14 protein-coding genes are annotated in these 17807 nt (G+C 65.8%); 8 read left to right on the plus strand and 6 right to left on the minus strand.

Going from position 1 to position 17807, the window contains the following annotated elements:
• Position 1: 1 nt before the first annotated feature.
• The 8 genes from ACIPK7_RS15910 to ACIPK7_RS15945 are packed head-to-tail and all read left to right on the plus strand — an operon-like array spanning position 2 to position 11256.
• On the plus strand, positions 2–1219 hold the full coding sequence (locus tag ACIPK7_RS15910) for a hypothetical protein (protein WP_401088810.1): 1218 nt from the start codon (positions 2–4) through the stop codon (positions 1217–1219).
• Positions 1220–1228: 9 nt separating this feature from the next.
• Positions 1229–4591 carry an ImcF-related family protein gene (locus ACIPK7_RS15915; RefSeq protein WP_401088812.1) on the plus strand — a complete coding sequence of 1121 codons (3363 nt, stop codon included), beginning with the start codon at positions 1229–1231 and terminating at the stop codon, positions 4589–4591.
• 28 nt (positions 4592–4619) lie between these two features.
• Complete coding sequence (gene tssA, locus ACIPK7_RS15920; protein WP_401088814.1) at positions 4620–6200, plus strand: type VI secretion system protein TssA; 1581 nt, start codon at positions 4620–4622, stop codon at positions 6198–6200.
• 21 nt (positions 6201–6221) lie between these two features.
• On the plus strand, positions 6222–7985 hold the full coding sequence (gene tssF, locus ACIPK7_RS15925) for a type VI secretion system baseplate subunit TssF (protein ID WP_401088816.1): 1764 nt from the start codon (positions 6222–6224) through the stop codon (positions 7983–7985).
• Entirely contained in the window at positions 7949–9046 is a 1098-nt protein-coding gene (gene tssG / locus ACIPK7_RS15930; RefSeq protein ID WP_401088818.1) for a type VI secretion system baseplate subunit TssG, read from the plus strand. Before tssF ends, tssG begins: the two co-directional genes overlap by 37 nt.
• Positions 9027–9578, plus strand: a complete 552-nt coding sequence (gene tssJ / locus ACIPK7_RS15935; RefSeq protein WP_401088820.1) for a type VI secretion system lipoprotein TssJ — start codon at positions 9027–9029, stop codon at positions 9576–9578. Before tssG ends, tssJ begins: the two co-directional genes overlap by 20 nt.
• Entirely contained in the window at positions 9575–10012 is a 438-nt protein-coding gene (gene tssE, locus ACIPK7_RS15940; protein ID WP_401088822.1) for a type VI secretion system baseplate subunit TssE, read from the plus strand. Before tssJ ends, tssE begins: the two co-directional genes overlap by 4 nt.
• A gap of 23 nt (positions 10013–10035) precedes the next feature.
• On the plus strand, positions 10036–11256 hold the full coding sequence (locus ACIPK7_RS15945; RefSeq protein WP_401088823.1) for an OmpA family protein: 1221 nt from the start codon (positions 10036–10038) through the stop codon (positions 11254–11256).
• 54 nt (positions 11257–11310) lie between these two features.
• Here the strand turns inward: ACIPK7_RS15945 and ACIPK7_RS15950 are convergent, their stop codons facing one another.
• From ACIPK7_RS15950 to ACIPK7_RS15975, 6 genes are all read right to left on the minus strand, one after another.
• Positions 11311–12927, minus strand: coding sequence for a gamma-glutamyltransferase family protein (locus ACIPK7_RS15950; RefSeq protein ID WP_192432628.1), 1617 nt, complete (start codon positions 12925–12927; stop codon positions 11311–11313).
• 18 nt (positions 12928–12945) lie between these two features.
• Positions 12946–14040, minus strand: coding sequence for a polyamine ABC transporter substrate-binding protein (locus ACIPK7_RS15955; protein WP_192432627.1), 1095 nt, complete (start codon positions 14038–14040; stop codon positions 12946–12948).
• A gap of 15 nt (positions 14041–14055) precedes the next feature.
• A complete protein-coding gene (locus ACIPK7_RS15960) occupies positions 14056–14835 on the minus strand; it encodes an amino acid ABC transporter ATP-binding protein (protein WP_192432626.1) in 780 nt (259 codons plus the stop codon).
• Position 14836: 1 nt separating this feature from the next.
• Complete coding sequence (locus tag ACIPK7_RS15965; protein ID WP_401088826.1) at positions 14837–15604, minus strand: amino acid ABC transporter permease; 768 nt, start codon at positions 15602–15604, stop codon at positions 14837–14839.
• 11 nt (positions 15605–15615) lie between these two features.
• Positions 15616–16422: an ABC transporter substrate-binding protein gene (locus tag ACIPK7_RS15970; RefSeq protein WP_192432624.1), complete on the minus strand. Its 807-nt coding sequence runs from the start codon at positions 16420–16422 to the stop codon at positions 15616–15618.
• A gap of 129 nt (positions 16423–16551) precedes the next feature.
• Positions 16552–17217 carry a GntR family transcriptional regulator gene (locus ACIPK7_RS15975; protein ID WP_192432623.1) on the minus strand — a complete coding sequence of 222 codons (666 nt, stop codon included), beginning with the start codon at positions 17215–17217 and terminating at the stop codon, positions 16552–16554.
• Positions 17218–17807 lie beyond the last annotated feature (590 nt).

Here is a 17807-nt window from a genome sequence, read left to right on the forward strand (position 1 = left end):
CATGGTGGTGAGGCTGGACAAGGTTCCCCCCGCGCTGGACGAGCCGAAGAAGCCGCGTCTCTGGCTGTGGCTGCTGCCGTTGCCTGCGCTGTTGGCGGTTGGCGTGGCACTGACGCTGTGGCTCGGCGGCGAGGGGGTGGCCCCTGCTCGTTTCTGGCTGTTCGCACTGGGCATCCCGGCACTTGTCTGGTGCGCAGCGGTTCTTGTGCGGGGCCTGATTTACCTCGGTGAGCTCAGTTCCGTGGAGGGTTGGAACGAAGCCCGGGAAGCGGATCTGACGCAGAAGATGCGTCGGGGCAGGCGCTCGCAGCAGGTGCTGGCCGTGAGCTTGCACACGGCGCTGCGTGACCTCACGGCAGATAACGGGCAGGCGCAGCACCTTGCTCTGGTGGCCAATGATGGAAGCCAGTTGCGAGCGCAGCCGGGTTGGGTAGGCAATGCGCGTCATAGCCGATTACCGCTGATGGAGATCGAGACCAAGCAGCGGTTGCTCCGCCGCGTGCTGGTAACCGTGCTGGAGGAACTGGCGGCAAAGCTTTCCGCACTCCCCACGGATAGGCCCGTTGCGTTGTTGCTGGAGATGGAGGGTGGGTTTGAGGAAGGGCTCGCCGGCAGGATATGGAATGAAACCCTGGCTGAATCCGGCATCCGCCAGACCCTCAAGCCCATCGATGGCGGTGGTCTGGCGGCCATCGACCAGTGGCTGGATGAGCGCATACAGGACGAAGCCTTGCTGATGGTGGTGTCGTTCCAGATTGCGCCCAAGGATGTGGAAGGTTCCGCAGAGGCCGTGGTGGGCCTGCTGCTGGGCAATCGTCTGACGCAGGACCGGCTGCAACCGCTGGCCTATCTGCATCGCCCGGAACCTGCGCACGGAACTGACAAAAAGGCTGCCTTGCAGGCCACGACACAAGCGCTGGACTGGGTTCCGTTGCCAGCCTCTTCCATTGGCCGGGTCTGGTTGGCGGGTACTGACACGCCAAGCAATGCGCTCATTACTTCGGCAATGGAGTCGGTTGAGTTGCCGGCCAAGGCCACTCATAACCTCGGCGCGTTGTTGGGCGATGCGGGCAGGGCATCGCCGTGGATGGCCATTGCGTCGGCGGTTGAGGCAGCGGCGAACGAGGCCGAGCCACAGTTCATTTTCACAGGCGACAGCGCGGAAGACGTGTGCATGTGGTGTTCGGTCGTGATGCCGGCAGCAGTACCCCAGGAGTAAGGAAGTCCGATGCGTAAGGTGAAGATTTGGGGGCTGATTGCCCTGGTGGCGATAGTGGGGGCGGCGGTTTGCCTGCTGTTGTGGTTGCGGCCGGAGCTGCTGGGGATACGTCCGGGCAGCGATGCGCAACGGGTCGGCTGGTGGCTGGTTTCTGGCCTGACGTTGCTGCTGGTCACTCTGTTGGGCGGCTATCGACTCGTGGCGCGCAAGGTGGGCTTGAAGAGCTACCGGCAGGCAACGGCTGACGATGCGCCTGCGAAGCCCGACAGGGACGCTGGTAAGAAGGACGCGAGCACCGATTTGCAGGAGCTGCGCGACTATCTGCGCGACAACTTCGGCTACTTCTGGCGCCGCAAAGTTCGCCTGCTGCTGGTCGTCGGCGAGCCTGGGGAAACCGGCGCCATCACACCGGCTCTGTCGGGACAGCAATGGCTCGAAGGCGAAGGAAATATCCTGCTCTGGGGCGGTAGCCTGCAGGGCGCAGTGAACGACGACCTGCTGGAGCGTTGGCGCACTCTCTGCCCGCGTCGCCCCCTGGACGGCATCGTCTGGGCACTGAACAAGGAGCAGAGCGCCGACCCCGGGCACATCGGCAATGCCGTGCGTCATCTGCGCAAGATGACCCAGGCGCTGCGCTGGCAGGCTCCCGTGCATGTCTGGGAGGTATGCAAGAGTGAGTGGGCCCAGGAGCAGCGTCCGGTGGAGGCCGTGGGCTGCCAATTGGCGCCGCGTCTGAGTCGCTCGCAACTGGCGAGCCGGCTGGAACGCTTGGAGCTGCCGTTGCGAGAGAAGGGCCTGGCTCAGATGGAGCAGGACAGCTCCCACGACTTCCTGCTGCGCCTTGGCCGCGACCTTCAGAGTGAAGGCATCGCACGTTGGAAGGAGGCGCTGGAGCCGCTGCTGCAGGCGAAGAACCTGACGGCGCGAGGGCTGTGGTTCAGCTTGCCTCTGCGTGGAATGAGCAGCGGTATCGAGCACGGATGGCAAGTGGACCCGGCGTGGCGGGGCGTGCTCGCGGACAATTCCCTGGGTGGCAAGCCGAGTGGCTGGACCTGGCTCCGCGGCCTCTACACCGCCGTCCTGGCTGTCGCCGGTCTCTGCCTCCTGGCCCTGCTGGTGTCCTTCACCAGCAACCGCGCGCAGATCGCCACGGTGGAAACCGCGCTGGCAACCATCGGCCAGCCCGGTGATCCGGATGCCCAGCTTTCGGCGCTGAACGAGCTGACCCGCGAGATCGCGCGGCTGGATTATCGTCGTGAGCATGGGGTGCCCTGGTACCAGCGTTTCGGCCTGAGCCAGAACGATGCGTTGCTGGAGTCGCTGTGGCCGCGCTATGCGCAGGCGAACAATCGGCTGATGCGCGATGTGGTGGCCAAGGCGCTGGAAGCGCGGCTGGGCGATCTGGCGGCGTTGCCGGCGGACAGTCCCGAGCGGGGCGAGCGTGCCGAGGAGGCACACGGGCAGCTCAAGGCCTACCTGATGATGGCGCGGCCGGAGAAGGTCGATGCGGCCTTCCTGGCCAAGGTGCTGACGCAGACCGAGCCGACGCGCGCGGGCGTGGTGCCGGGTCTGTGGCAGGGCGTTTCGCCCAATCTGTGGGCCTTCTATGCGCAGCACCTGGCGGCGCATCCGCAGTGGCGCATCAAGGCGCAGCCGGCGTTGGTGGCGCAGGTTCGTCAGGTATTGCTGGGGCAGCTGGGGCGGCGCAATGGCGTGGCCAACCTGTACCAGCAGGTCATAGAGCAGGCGAGCAACAACTACGCTGACCTGACGCTGATGGATATGGTCGGGGAAACCGATTCGACGAGCCTGTTCGATACGCCCAATAGCGTGCCGGGGGTCTTCACCCGTCAGGCCTGGGAAGGGCAGGTGAGCAAGGCCATCGACGAGATGGCCGAGACCCGCCGCGAGGAAATCGACTGGGTGCTGAGCGACCAGCAGAGCACCCTCGACAGCGAGCTGACACCCGAGGTACTCAAGTCGCAGCTGACCGAGCGCTACTTCCAGGACTTCAGCGATGCCTGGCTGAGCTTCCTCAACAGCATCCGCTGGCGCAACGCGGACAGCCTCTCCGACTCCATCAGCCAGCTGACCCTGCTCAGCGATGTGCGCCAGTCACCGCTGATTGCACTGATGAACACCCTGGCCTACCAGGGCCGCACCGAGGCCAAGAGCGAGGCGCTGGCCGATTCGCTGATGCGCTCGGCGCAGCAACTGCTGGAGAAGGACAAGCAACCGGCCATCGAGCAGAAGACCCGCGCGCCGCAGGGCCCGCTGGACAATACCTTCGGTCCGCTGCTGGCACTGCTGGGCAAGGAGAAGGGTGCTGCGCGGGGGGATGAGGCGCTGAGCCTGCAGGCCTTCCTGACCCGGGTCACGCGCGTGCGCCTGAAGCTGCAGCACGTGACCAATGCCAGCGACCCGCAGGCGATGACCCAGGCCCTGGCGCAGACGGTCTTCCAGGGCACCAGCGTGGACCTCACCGACACCCTCGACTACGGCGGCCTGATCGCCGCCAGCCTGGGCGGGGAATGGAGCGGCTTTGGCCAGAACCTCTTCGTGCAGCCGCTCAACCAGGCCTGGGAAGGCGTCCTGCAGCCGTCGGCGGCCGGGCTGAACCGCCAGTGGCAGCGCGCCGTGGTGGACAATTGGAACCGTGCCTTCAAGGGCCGCTATCCGTTCGACTCCACCGGCAGCGACGCATCCTTGCCCATGCTCGGGCAGATGATCCGCTCCGGCAGCGGGCGGATCGACCAGTTCATCAAGACGCAGCTGGGCGGCGTGCTACGCAAGGAAGGCAATCGCTGGGTGCCGGACAGCGCCCACAGCCAGGGCCTGCATTTCAATCCGCAGTTCCTGCGCGCGGTCAACCAGCTCAGCGACCTGGCGGACATCCTCTACACCGACGGCGGCATGGGTATGAACTTCCAGCTGCAGGCCAAGCCGGTGCGCAACGTGGTGGAGACCACCTTCATCCTCGATGGCGTGAAGCTGGAGTACTTCAACCAGATGGAGAGCTGGCAGCAGTTCACCTGGCCGGGCGGCACCGACCATCCGGGCGCCTCGCTGAGCTGGACCAGCCTGAAGGGCGGCGCGCGGTTGTTCGGTGACTACTCCGGCGTCTGGGGGCTGATCCGCCTGCTGGAGCAGGCGCAGGTCACTTCGCTGGACGGCAGCGACACCCGCTTCGAACTGGTGCTCAAGGCGGCGGACGAGCTGCCCCTGACCTGGCAGCTGCAGACGGAGCTGGGCCGCGGTCCGCTGGCGGTGCTGGAGCTGCGCAGCTTCGCGCTGCCGGAGAACATCTTCGATGTTGGAGCAGGGCAGGTAACGCCCTATGCCGTGAGCGATCCGCTGGGTTACGACGAATGATCAGAGCAAGGCAATTCAGGACGCATCGATGAGTTTGCAGGGATTGATATCGACCTGCCTGGAAGGGCAGGACGCCGTGGCGTTGGCCAAGGCGCAGGCGGCGCAGTGGGAAGCCTGGCTGAAGCCCATCGAGGGCGACACCGCTGTGGGCGAGGACCCCGGCTACGACGACGATTTCCAGCGCATGCGCGAGGAGGTCAACAAGCTCTCGTCGGCCGACGTGGAACTGGTGGCACAGCTGGCGGAGCAACTGCTCAAGCAGCGCTGCAAGGATGTGCGGATCGTCAGCTACTACCTCTGGGCGCGGACCCAGGGCGATGGCGAGGCGGGCTTCGCCGATGGCCTGGAACTGCTCGCGGTGCTGCTCGATCGCTTCGGCGCCCAGGTGCTGCCGGCGCGGCCGAACAGCCGGCGCATGGCGTTGGAGTGGCTGGCCAGCGCTAAGGTGCTGGACAGCCTGTCGCTGTTCCCCGAAGTGGTGAAGGCGGAGACCCAGCGCACGGTCGCGGCACTGGCCTGGCTGGAGGAGATCTTCGCCTCCTGGGCCGAGGCCGAAAGGCCGGGGCTGGGCGGCTTGTACGCCGCGCTGGGCAGCCGCCTGGCGCAGTCCGGCGGCGTGCACGCGCTGGTGCCGCAGAACAGCGCCGCGCAGAGCGAGACCCTGCTGGCGTCCCCGGCGCCGGTGCCGGGCAAGGTACAGTCTGGCCGCGACCTGCTCGACAGCGGCAAGGTCCTCGCCAACTACCTGCGCGACCAGCCCCAGGGTTGGCTGGCGGCCCATCGGCTGCTGACCAGCCTGCGCTGGGACACTGTGCACCAGCTGCCACCTCAGGACTCCAATGGCAATACGCGGTTGGCTCCTCCGCGCACCGAGTACCGCGCGCAGCTCAAACGCCTGAACCTGCAACAGGGCTGGACCGAGCTGCTCGATCACGCCGAGCGTATGTTCGCCGAAGGGGTGAATCACTTCTGGCTCGACCTGCAATGGCACCTGTGCCAGGCGTTGGGGCGGTTGGAGACGCCCTACGACGGTTGGGCCGAGCTGGTCAAAGGTGACCTGCGCATGCTGCTGGAGCGCCTGCCGGGGCTTGAGCAGCTGCACTGGAGCGACGGCACGCCGTTCGCCGACGAGACTACGCGCAACTGGATCGCCCAGCACGTCAGCACCGGGCAGGCCGCGCACTGGATGGGCACGGCCGTGGCTGCCAGCACCACCAGCGACGATGTGCTCGCCCTGGAAAGCGAAGCCCTGGCCCAGGCCGACAGCGACGGCGTGGAGGCGGCGCTGGCCTGGCTGGCATCCCGCCCGGATCTGCGCAGCGGTCGTCAGCGCTGGCTACTGCGCCTGCTGATGGCCCGCGTGGCCGAGCAGCATGGCAAGGCCGAGCTGGCGGCGCACCTGTTGAGCGAGCTGGACAGCCAGGCTCAGGCACTCGCCGACTGGGAGCCCGAACTGTGCTTCGAGGTAAAGGCGCGCCTGCTCAAATTGTTGCGGCAGAAAGCCCAGCGCAGCGACGCCGACAAGCCCGCCCTGGCCCGTCGCATGGAAAGCCTGCTGGCCGCCCTGGTGGCCCTCGACCCCATTCGCGCCGCCGTGCTCTGCGGCTGACCCCCATTCTCAGGACAGTAAATGGACAATCGGACCCTGCGCTATTTCGACGCCGAAATGCGCTACCTGCGCGAGGCCGGCAAGGAGTTCGCCGAAGCCTTTCCGGATCGCGCCGCGCAACTCAACCTGGACAAGGCTGGCGCGCGCGACCCTTATGTGGAGCGCCTGTTCGAGGGCTTCGCCTTCCTCATGGGGCGCCTGCGCGAGAAGCTCGACGATGACCTGCCGGAGCTCACCGAAGGCTTGGTGAGCCTGCTCTGGCCGCACTACCTGCGCACCATTCCGTCGCTGTCGGTGGTGGAGCTGACGCCAGACCACCTGCAGATGAAGCGCGACGAACTGATCGACGCCGGCTTCGAGGTGCTGTCGCGCCCCGTCGGTCCGCAGCGCACCCGTTGCCGCTACACCACTACCGAGGCGGTGAACCTGCACCCGCTGGCACTGGAATCGCTGCGGGTGGCCAGCGAGCCCGACGGCCGCTCGGTGCTGCGCCTGCGCTTTTCCTGCGGCACTTTGGCGGACTGGAAACAGATCGACCTGGGCAAGCTGCCGCTGTACCTCAACGCCGACGCGCCGCTGGCCAGCGCCTTGCACCAGGCACTGACGCTGCAGACCCAGGCGCTATACCTGCGCCTGCCCGGCGAGGCAGATCGCCAGCCGCTGCAGGGGCATTTCTCGCCCAAGGGCTTTGCTGCCGAGGATCGACTCTGGCCGAAAGCCGACAGCGCCTTCAGCGGGTACCAACTGCTGCTGGAGTATTTTACCTTCCGCGAGAAATTCATGTTCGTCACCCTGCACGGGCTGGAGCACATGCCGATCCGCGAAGGGCTGCCCTGGTTCGAGCTTGACGTGGTGCTGGGCGAGCAATGGCCTCATGAGTTCCTGCTCAGTGCGGAGCATCTGCGCCTGCATGCGGTGCCGGTGATCAACCTGTTCCCGCTGGAAGCCGACCCCATGCGCCTGGCACCGCTGCAGACCGATTACCTGTTGCGCCCGATGCGCCTGCAGGACGGTCATACGGAGATCTATTCGGTAGACAGCGTCACCTCCTCCAAGAGCACCGAGCGCCAGGACTACGTGCCGTTCACCAGCTTCCGCCACAAGGGCGGGATGCTGCGCGATGAGGCACCGGAGCGCTACTTCCACACGCGCCTGAAGCGCGGCGTCAACGGCATGCACGACACGTGGCTGATTCTCGGCGGCGAGGGCTTCGACCGTGACCGCCTGCGCGAGGGCGAGAGCCTGTCGCTGCGCCTCACCGGCACCAACGGCTTGCTGCCGCGCAAGGCACTGCAGAGCACGCTGCTGGATACCGTGCTGAAGGCGGCGCAGGTCGAGTTGCGGGTGCGCAACCTGTGTGCGCCGACCTTGCCCTGCTATCCGCCGAACCGCGACCGCTTCCATTGGCGCGTACTCAGCCATCTGGGTTCGAACTTCCTGCCGATGCTGGATAACGCCCAGGTCCTGCGCGGCACGCTGGCGCTGTATGACTGGACCCATAGTGAGTTGAACCGCCGCCGCCTGGAGGCCATCGCCGAAGTCCGTCATCACCTGATCCAGCGTTTCGAAAAAGGCTTTCTGCTGCGTGGCGTGGACATCGAGGTGACGCTCGATGCCAACGGCTTCTCGGGCGAGGGCGATATCTACCTGTTCGGCGAAATGCTCAACCGCTTCTTCGCGCTGTACGCCGATATTCACCTGTTCAATCAGCTCACGCTGATCCTGCAACCCACTGGAAAGTGCCTGCGATGGAACGAGAACCACAGTCAGCGTATTCCCGGCTGAAGGCCAGCGGGCTGCTGGAGGCAATCGGTGATCGGCTGCCCGAGGCCGGCCTGTATCGCTTCTGCCAGTTGCTGGAGGCAGCGTTGCCGGGCAATCCGCCGCTGGGCAGTACGGCGAACCCGGCGGACGATGCCGTGCGCTTCCGCCCGCATCCGGGCATGGGGTTCCCGGCAAGCGAACTGAAGGGCTTCGAAGAGGATGAGGAGCATCCGTTGCGTCCGGTCACGGTGCGTACGCGCCTGCTCGGGCTCTATGGCGTCGATTCGCCGATGCCCACCGCCTACCTGGACGACATCGCCCAGCGCCGCGAGGGGCACGAGGCGTTGGAGGCCTTCCTCGATATCTTCAACCACCGGGTCTTCACCCAGTTCTACCGGATCTGGCGCAAGTACTCTTATCCCGCTTCGTTCGAGGCGGGTGGCGCGGACGCCACATCGCAGTGCCTGCTGGGGCTTATCGGCCTGGGCATTCCCGGCACGGCAGAGCACATTGCCACACCGGTGTCGCGCTTCCTCGCGCTGCTGGGTGTGATGCGCCTGCCGACGCGCAATGCCGAAGGCGTCGTGGCGCTGGTGAAGCTGCTCGCACCGGGGACAGATGCCCGGGTAACGCCGCACTGGCCGCGCAAGGTGCCGCTGGCGAGTCCGGCCAGCCTGTCGCGCAACCAGCCGGTGCGCCTGGGGCAGGGCACGCCGTTGGGCGCCAGTGGTGCGGATGCCAACAGCCAGCTGCTGCTGGTGCTGAGCACCGAGGACCTGGACGAAGCCCGTGGCTGGCTGCCCGGCGGCCAGCTGCACAGCGACCTGCTGGTGCTGCTGCGGGTCTACCTCGGCTGGCGTTGCACGGCGCGACTGCAGCTGTCATTGCCGCTGGGCTGCCTGCCGGCTCCCAGCCTGGGCAGCTCAGTCGTGCTGCTGGGCATGACGGCGGTGCCAGGGCTGGACGAGCGCAGGCGGCAAACGGCGGGGAAGCAGTGCGTCACGGTGAACCTGGGGCGTTACCAGGGATTGAGCGAAAACATCATGAGCAGGGAGACACGAGATGTCACTTACCGTTTCTAGATCGCGCCTGGCGCTACTGCTGCTGGCGTCGATCCTGGCTGGCTGCGGCCTGACGCAGCGCACCATGGATGCCGGCAAATCCGTCGGCAACGCCATCTTCTACAAGCAGGTCAAGGACCTGCACCTGGACTTCAGCGGCCGTGCGGCGTTGAACACCGACACCCGCGACATGAGCGGGCTGTCGGTGTCGACGCTGGTGCGCGTCTATCAGTTGCGCGACCGCAAGGCGCTGGACAAGGCCAGTTACCAGGATCTGCTGGGCGATGGCGACCAGGTGCTGTCCGCCGACCTGCTGGACCAGCGCCGCCTTGTGGTGAAGCCGGAGGAGGGAGCGCAGCTGAATGTGCCGATGGCCAGCGAGGCGCAGTTCGTGGCGGTGGTGGCGCTGTTCCGCTCGCCCGACAAGCAGGACGACAGCTGGCGCCTGGTACTGGCTCGCGATGAGCTGGACCCGGACAAGGCGCGGTTGATCGAGCTGGGCGACAACGCCCTGAGCCTGGTGCCGTTGCCGAAGAAGGATTCCTGGTGGTGAGCGAACAGACCCCGTCGCTCTACGAACTGCTGCTGCAGAACTTCAGCGGAGAGCTCGACCTGCATCAGGTGCGCGAGGAGGACCAATTGATGCTGTCGGTGCTGGACAACTTGCAGCGCATCCTCAACTGCCGCGCCGGCACCCTCAGCCACCTGCCCGACTATGGCCTGCCGGACATGAGCCAGATCCTCCACGGCATGCCGGGCAGCGCCCACGGCTTGATGGCGACGCTGCGCGGCATGCTGCTCAAGTACGAGCCGCGCCTGGCCTCGGTGGAGGTGGTGCTGTTGCCGCAGGTACTGCCGGGGCACCTGGAGTACAGCCTGGAAGTGCAGTTGCGCGACGGCGCCCGCGCGACCTTCGGCACGACGCTGGAACCGCAGGGCAAGGTGCTCATGCGACATCTGAAACAGCGCGACTACCTGCAACGCTGAAAACAAGGGAGTGGAGTGAAGGGATGACGGTGGTCGAGGAAAAACTGCGCCTGGGTGGTGATCCCCAGGGGCACGAGCAGTCGGCGGCGCTGGGCGCCGAGCTGGCGAAACTGAATCATCCGGCACGCCCGGACGTGGACTGGCCGCGGGTGGAGCGCCTGTGTCTGGCGCTGTTCCGCGAGCACGGCATGGAGTTGCAGTCGATTACCGCGTTCGTCCTCGCCAGGGCACATCTGTACGGATTGCAGGGGCTGGACGAGGGCCTGAACCTGGCCTGCACCTTGTTTGCCGATGACTGGGACAGCCTCTGGCCGCCCGCGCCGGCGGTACGCCTGGAGATGCTCGGCTGGCTGTTCAGCCAGCTGCGCCCCTGGCTGCGGGGTTTGTCACTGTCGGAAACGGACGTGCCGGACCTCCTGCAGCTGGAGGAGCCGCTCAAGGAACTGGCACAACTGCTGGCACGGCGGGAGCAGGCTGGCCTGCCTGCGCTGGAGGCGCTGCGTAGTCAGTTGCAGGGCCTGGTCCGGCGCCTCTCGCCGGAGCAGGACGCCACCACCAACTGGGTGGTCAGTATCGCTCCGGCGGAGCCCAGGCCGGAACCGACCACGGTCACCCTGCCGGCGCAGGAGCAGCTGCCGGGACAGCCACAGCGTGGTGATGTGCCGCAAGTGGTGGTGCTCAAGCTGGATCGCGAGGAAGCGCCGGTACCGGAAAGGCGCCGCAGACTTTGGCCGTGGCTGCTGACGTTGGTCCTGTCGATCGTGCTGTCGGGGCTGTTTGCCTGGGCACACGCTCACGGTTGGTTGGGCCAGGGCTGGCAGGTCGTGCGCGTCGAGCCCGCGCCGCCGCCCGCAAGCAAGGCCGTGCAACTGGACGGCCAGTTGCTGTTTCCGCCCGGCAAGGCGGAACTGCGATCGCAGTCGGACAAGGTGCTGATCAACAGCCTGATCGACATCAAGGCTCAGCCGGGTTGGCTGATCGTCATCACCGGGCACAGCGACTCTACCGGGGATGCGCGGCGCAACCTCGAGCTGTCCCGCGATCGTGCGGCGGCAGTGCGTGACTGGATGCAGCGGATGGGCGATATCCCGAGCGATTGTTTCGAGGTGCGGGGAGCCGGAGACAGCCAACCGGTGGCCAGCGATGAAACGGAGGAGGGACGCAACGCCAACCGACGGGTCGAGATTACCCTGGTTCCCGAAGGCGGTGCCTGCAGCAAGGCCGGAGAAACGCCGGAGACCTGAGTTTCGACCCTCACCGAAGGCCAGCCGTGACCGGCTTTCGGTGAGGGTGTGGCGTCAGCAGACTGCGATGTGCGAGTCCGCGCGCGGTTCGGTGCCACCGCAGAGCACGCCGGTGTGCGGATCACGGACGATGATCTGGCCGCGGCCGTAGTCGGTCAGGTCACAGGCGATCTCCACCTCGTGGCCGCGCCGCGCCAGGCCGAAGGCGAGATCGCGGTTGGCGTGCTGCTCGATGCCTACCTTCATGCCGCCCAGCCATTGCCAGCGCGGGGCGTCCAGCGCGGCCTGGGGGTTGAGGCCGAAGTCCACCAGGTTCATCACCATCTGCACGTGGCCTTGCGGCTGCATGTAGCCGCCCATCACGCCGAATGGGCCGACGGCCACGCCATCCTTGCTGAGGAAGCCGGGGATGATGGTGTGGAAGGTCTTTTTGCCCGGTGCCAGGGCGTTGGAATGCGCAGGGTCCAGGCTGAACTCCGAGCCACGGTTCTGCAAGCCGATGCCGCTGTCGGGCAGCACCACGCCGGAGCCGAAGCCGTGGTAGGCGCTCTGTATGAACGAGACCATGTTGCCTTCGCCGTCGGCGGTGGCGATGTACACGGTGCCGCTGGCGTGCGGGTCGCCATGTCTGGGCTCGGCAGCCTTTTCGTCGATCTCGGCGCGGCGGCGCGCGGCGTAGTCGTCCGACAGCAGCGCGGCGGTGCTGACGCGCATGTGCTCGGCGTCGGTGATGTAGTGCAGGCCATCGGCGTAGGCCTTCTTCATCGCCTCGAGCTGGCGGTGCCAGGTGAGCTGGCTATCGCGCTGGTCGAAGTCGTAACCCTGGAGGATATTCAGGGTCATCAGGGCGATCAGGCCTTGGCCGGCCGGCGGGATTTCCCAGACGTCATAGCCACGGTAGTTGGTCTTGATCGGCTCGACCCATTTGGGCTTGTAGCCGGCCAGGTCCGCCGCGCTCAGCTCGCCACCTGTGGCGGCGGAGTGGGCGGCCAGGCGCTCGGCGATGGCGCCACGGTAGAAGCTTTCGCACTTCGTCTCGGCCAGCTCGGCGAGGGTTTTCGCCTGGGCCGGGTTACGGAACAGCTGACCGGCATGCGGTGCCTCGCCGTTGACGGTGAAGGTGTCGAACCAGGCTTCCAGGGCCGGCACGGCGGCGCGGCTTTGTTGGTATTCGCAACGGGCGATTTCCCACTGGTGGGCCACCACCGGGGACACCGGGAAGCCGTCGCGGGCCAGGACGATGGCCGGTTGCAGCAGGTCGGCGAAGGGCAGTTTGCCGAAGCGCGCGGACAGCTCGGCCCAGGCCGAGGGAATGCCCGGCACGGTGACCGGCAGCCAGCCGTGCACGGGCATCTTGTCGTGACCGGCGGCCTTGACCTTGTCGATGGAGATGGAGGCGGGCGCATGGCCGCTGGCGTCCAGGCCGTGCAGCTGGTCCTTGACCCAGACCAGGGCAAAGGCGTCACCACCGATGGCGCAGCCGGTGGGTTCGACCACGGTCAGCGCGGCGGCGGTGGCGATGGCGGCGTCGATGGCGTTGCCACCGGCACGCAGCATGGCGATGCCGGCCTCGGCAGCCAGGGGCTGCGAGGCGGCGACCATACCGTTGCGGGCGAACACGCTCTGGCGCTGGGAGGCGTAGGGATACTCGTGAGCGGAAAACTTAAGCATGGCAGGGCTCTTCGAAGGTCATTGGCCAGTCTTGATCCGGGTCCATTCGCGGGTGATCACGCGCTGGATTTTCGGCGGCAGGTCGGCGGAGACGTAGAGCTTCTCGATCACCGCGTCGCTGGGGTAGATGCCGGGGTTGTCACGCACCTTCGCGTCGAGCAGCGAGGTGGCGTCGGGGTTGGGGTTGGCGTAGCCGACATAGTCGCTGATCGGTGCGATTACTTCAGGACGCAGCAGGTAGTTCACCAGTTCGTGGGCGCCCTTGGGGTTCTTCGAGTCGCGCGGGATGGCGAGCATGTCGAACCACAGGTTGGCGCCTTCCCTGGGGATCACGTAGCGCACGTCGATTTTCTTGCCGGCTTCCTGGGCGCGGGTCTGCGCCTGCATCACATCGCCCGAGTAACCGACCGCCACGCAGATGTCGCCGTTGGCGAGGTCGGTGGTGTACTTGGAGGAGTTGAAGTAGGTGATCGACGGGGCGAGCTTCTGCAGCAGGGCGGAGGCTTTGGTGTAGTCGTCCGGGTTGGTGCTGTTCGGGTTCAGGCCGAGGTAGTGCAGCGCCTGCGGGATGATCTTCACTGGCGCGTCGAGGAAGGCGACACCGCAGCCGTGCAGCTTGGCGAGGTTTTCCGGCTTGAAGATCAGGTCCCAGGAATCCAGCGGGGCGCTGTCGCCCAGGGCGGCCTTGACCTTGTCGTAGTTGTAGCCGATGCCGACGGTGCCCCACATGTAGGGCACGGCATACTGGTTGCCCGGATCGGCAGCTTCCAGGCGCTTCATCAGGCGCGGGTCGAGGTGCTTCCAGTTGCTCAGCTGGGCACGATCGAGCTTCTGGTAGACACCGGCGTTGATCTGCTTGGTGAGGAACTGGCTGGACGGCACCACCAGGTCATAGCCCGAGTGGCCGGAGAGCAGCTTGGCCTCAAGCATCTCGTTGGTGTCGAAGACGTCGTACTGGACCTTGATGCCGCTGTCCTTTTCGAAGTTCTTCAGGGTGTCCGGGCCCATGTAGTCGGACCAGTTGTAGAAGCGCACCAGCTTGTCGTTGGCCTGGGCTGCGGTGGCGCAGGCGAGGAGGGTCAGAGTGCTGGCGAACAGAACGCGTTTACGCATGACTTGTCCTTATCGTTAGAGAACGCGGCTTAGGAATTCCCGCGTACGCGGGTGGTGCGGATTGCCGAAGACCTGCGCGGGCGGGCCTTCCTCGATGAGTTCACCCTGGTGCAGCACCACCACGCGGTCGGCCACTTCGCGGGCGAAGCCCATCTCGTGGGTGACGACCACCATGGTCATGCCTTCGTCGGCCAGCTCCTTCATCACCTGAAGGACCTCGCCGACGGTTTCCGGGTCGAGGGCGCTGGTGGGTTCGTCGAAGAGCATGGCCTGGGGCTTCATCGCCAGGGCGCGGGCGATGGCCACGCGCTGCTGTTGGCCGCCGGAAAGCTGGCCGGGGTAGTGCTCGGCCTTGTCCGACAAGCGCACTCGCGCCAGCAGCCGGCGGGCCTGGTCCAGTGCTTCGCCCCTGGGTACGCCGAGCACCTGGGTCGGCGCTTCGATGATGTTCTCCAGCACCGTCATGTGCGGGAACAGGTTGAAGCGCTGGAACACCATGCCGATGTCGCGGCGGCGGCGGGCGATGTTGCTTTCCGAATCGCGCACCAGCTTGCCGTCCGGGCGTTCGCGGTAGCCCATCAGCTCGCCATTGACGCGGATGCTGCCGCCCTGGATGTCTTCCAGGTGGTTCATGCAGCGGATGAAGGTGGTCTTGCCCGAGCCCGAGGCGCCAATCAGCACCACCACTTCGCCACGGTGCACTTCCAGGGAAACGCCCTTGAGGATTTCCAGCTCGCCAAACGCCTTATGCACATCGCGGGCCTGGATCACTACATCTTTCATGTCCGGGATCATCTCAACGCCCCCTCAGCAGTTTCATCGCCTGCCGGCCGAACATGCGGTTCGGTGCGGCGGCCTGGCCGTCGGATTTGCCGAAGCGCACTTCCAGCCAGCGCTGGAAGAAGCCCCACAGGGTGGTCAGGGCGAGGAAGTAGATCGCCACGACCAGGTACAGCTCGAACACGCGGAAGGTCGCCGAAGTGACCATCTGGGTGCTCAGCAGCAGTTCCTGCACGCCGATCACGCTGACCAGCGTGGTGTTCTTCAGCATCACGTTGAACTCGTTGCCCAGCGGCGGAACGATCACCCGGAAGGCCTGCGGCAGCACGATGCGGCGCATCAGCTTGGGGAAAGTCATCCCCAGGGATTTGCCGGCCTCGTACTGGCCCTTGTCCACCGCGCCGATGCCGGCGCGGATGATCTCGGCCATGTAGGCGCCTTCGTTGAGGCTCAGAGCGATGATCGCTGCCTGGATGTTGCCGGGCAGGATGAACAGCCCCAGGTCCAAGTCCTCGAAGCGGAAGATCCCGCCGGCGGCCAGCGCGGTGTAGAGGAAGACGATCTGTACCAGCAGCGGCGTGCCGCGCATCAGCCATACGTAGAAGCGCACCGGGTATTGCAGCAGCGGATTGGTCGACAGACGCATCAGCGCTGCCAGCAGCCCGAGCACGCAGCCCAGCAGCATGGCGCTGACGGCGATCACGCAGGTCAACCAGAGGCCGTAGAGGTAGATGTCGCTCGGCCGTAGCAGGTATTGCCAGAACACGTCCCAACTGAAGTTCATGTCTCGTTACCTCAGTCCAGTTTGTCGCCTTCGATGTGCCACTTGGCCAGCAGCGCGGCGTAGCTGCCGTCGGCCTGCATGTCCTTGATGATCTGCGTGACGGCCTCGCTCAGCTGTTTGTCCTCCTTGCGGATGCCCAGGCCGGTGAGGATGCGCGCGAAGGCCGGCACGCCGATCTCGAACAGGTCCGGCGCCATGCTCTGGTAGTAGCCGGCGGTTTCCACGGTGGTGCCGTAGGCGTCGGTCTGGCGGATGCGCAGGGACTGGAAGGCATCGGTGTCGGTGTTGTAGACCACCACCTTCATCGGCGGCTTGCCGGCCTTGGCCAGCTTCTCGTTGTGGGCGTCGAGCAAGGTGCGGATGGTCGAGCCGTTGAGCACCGCGACCTTCTTGCCGGAGAGGTCGTCGAGGGTACGAATGCCTTCGGGGTTGCCCTTGGCGACCACCACGGCCTGGCTGGAGTACATGTAGTTGACCATGTCGATCACTTCGCGCCGCTCGGGCTTGTCGAACAGCTGATCCACCAGCATGTCGCACTGGCCGGCCAGCAGCGCCGGGATCAGCCCGGAGAAGGGCGTGATGCGCCAGTCGATCTTCTTGTCGCCCAGCCGCTTGGCGATGGCTTCACCCAGGTCGATGGTGACCCCGGTGAGCTTCTGGTTGGCGTCATAGAAGCCCATGGGCGGGGAATCCATGCCGCCGCAGAAGGTCACCTTGCTGGCGTTCTGCAGGCGGTCGGGAATCTTCACATCGGCGTGCGCCAGCGGGGCGGCCAGGCAAAGGGCGAGAAGGCACTGCGGGATCCTGCGTTCGAACATATTGAGCTCCAGGGTGGGGTTGCCAGGGGCAGTTCAGGGACACAGAAGTACGGGTCTAGGCGCCCGTTGCTTCGATTCGCTTCTTCGTGGATTGCGTTGGGGTGGATTGCACGTGGGTGGCACGCGCTTTCAGGTGGCTTGCGCCTCCAGAAACCTGGCCAGGGACGGGATCGTCCCCTCGATGTGGTCGCAGATGACCCGCTCGGCTTCGCGGGCATCGCCCGAGCGCAGGGCGTCGAGGATCACCGTGTGTTCCTCGCGGGCGCTCATGGGTTTGTCGACATGCTGCAGCCACAGGCGCATGTGCGGCTCGATCACCGAGTACAGCGCAGTGATCTGGCGCAGCAGGCGCGGACGCCCGGCGAGGCTGCAGAGGTATTCGTGGAAGGCGCGGTGGCGGCTGACCCACTCGGCGCTGTCGTCGCGGTAGTCGTCCATCTCGTCGAGCATGCGCTCCAGGCGGGACAGGTCGCGGTCGGTCAGTTGCGGCACGGCGATACGGATGGCCAAGCCTTCCAGAGCGCTGCGCATCTCGAAGACTTCGCGCATTTCCTCGATGTTCAGGCCGCTGACAATGGCGCCGCGGTTGGGTCGCAGGGTCACCAGCCCCTCGGCGTCAAGGCGCTTGAAGGCGCCGCGCACGGGCATCCGACTCATGCCGATGTCGCTGGCGATGTCTTCGGCCACCAGGCGGTCACCGGTCTTGTAGCGACCGGTGCAGATGGCCTGGAGCAGGTAGTCGTAGGCCTCGTCTTCGGCGCTCATCGGTGGGCGGGCAGCGGGTACCAGGCGCATGGGATGTTTCCTCGTGGATTTTTGGATCCAATTATCCATGCATGCAGCAAAGCAGATGCCGTGCCAATGAGGGCGATGTGAATGGAATTGGGCGGGATAGAGCGGCAGACGTAGGAATATGGCGTGGGGCTGAGCGTGCGGGAACGGGGCGGAACCGTAACGCACAGGGTTATTCGTGCGCGCTCACGGTGCGCTTCGGTAACGTTATGGTGCGAGGGCTCGCGATCGTTGTGGCGCGATGCTGACCTATCGCGGACGGAGTCCACGCATCTCGGAACGCGCGCGTTGAAACAAGACGAAACGGCCTGCGCATCACTCGGACCATTGATAGTTGACTACAAAGGTTGGTGATGCAGTTCGCTTTCGATAGAATGCGCAAACGTTTCAGCAGACCATGCATCCCTCCCACAACAAAAGCCAAGGCCGAAGGCTTTGCGTGTCTCTCTGCGCAGGACGTCCCTCATTCCATCAAGCAGGCCCCAGAGCCGGCGGAGGAGGGAACTGAGTCCCGACTCATCCTCGTCATCTGTCGCCTTGCCTTTCGCGCCCTGCGCGCCGGGCGCGGCCTTCACGCTGAATGACGCCGGTGG

The sequence above is a fragment of the Pseudomonas sp. NPDC086581 genome, assembly GCF_044746165.1.
Taxonomy (GTDB): Bacteria; Pseudomonadota; Gammaproteobacteria; order Pseudomonadales; family Pseudomonadaceae; genus Pseudomonas.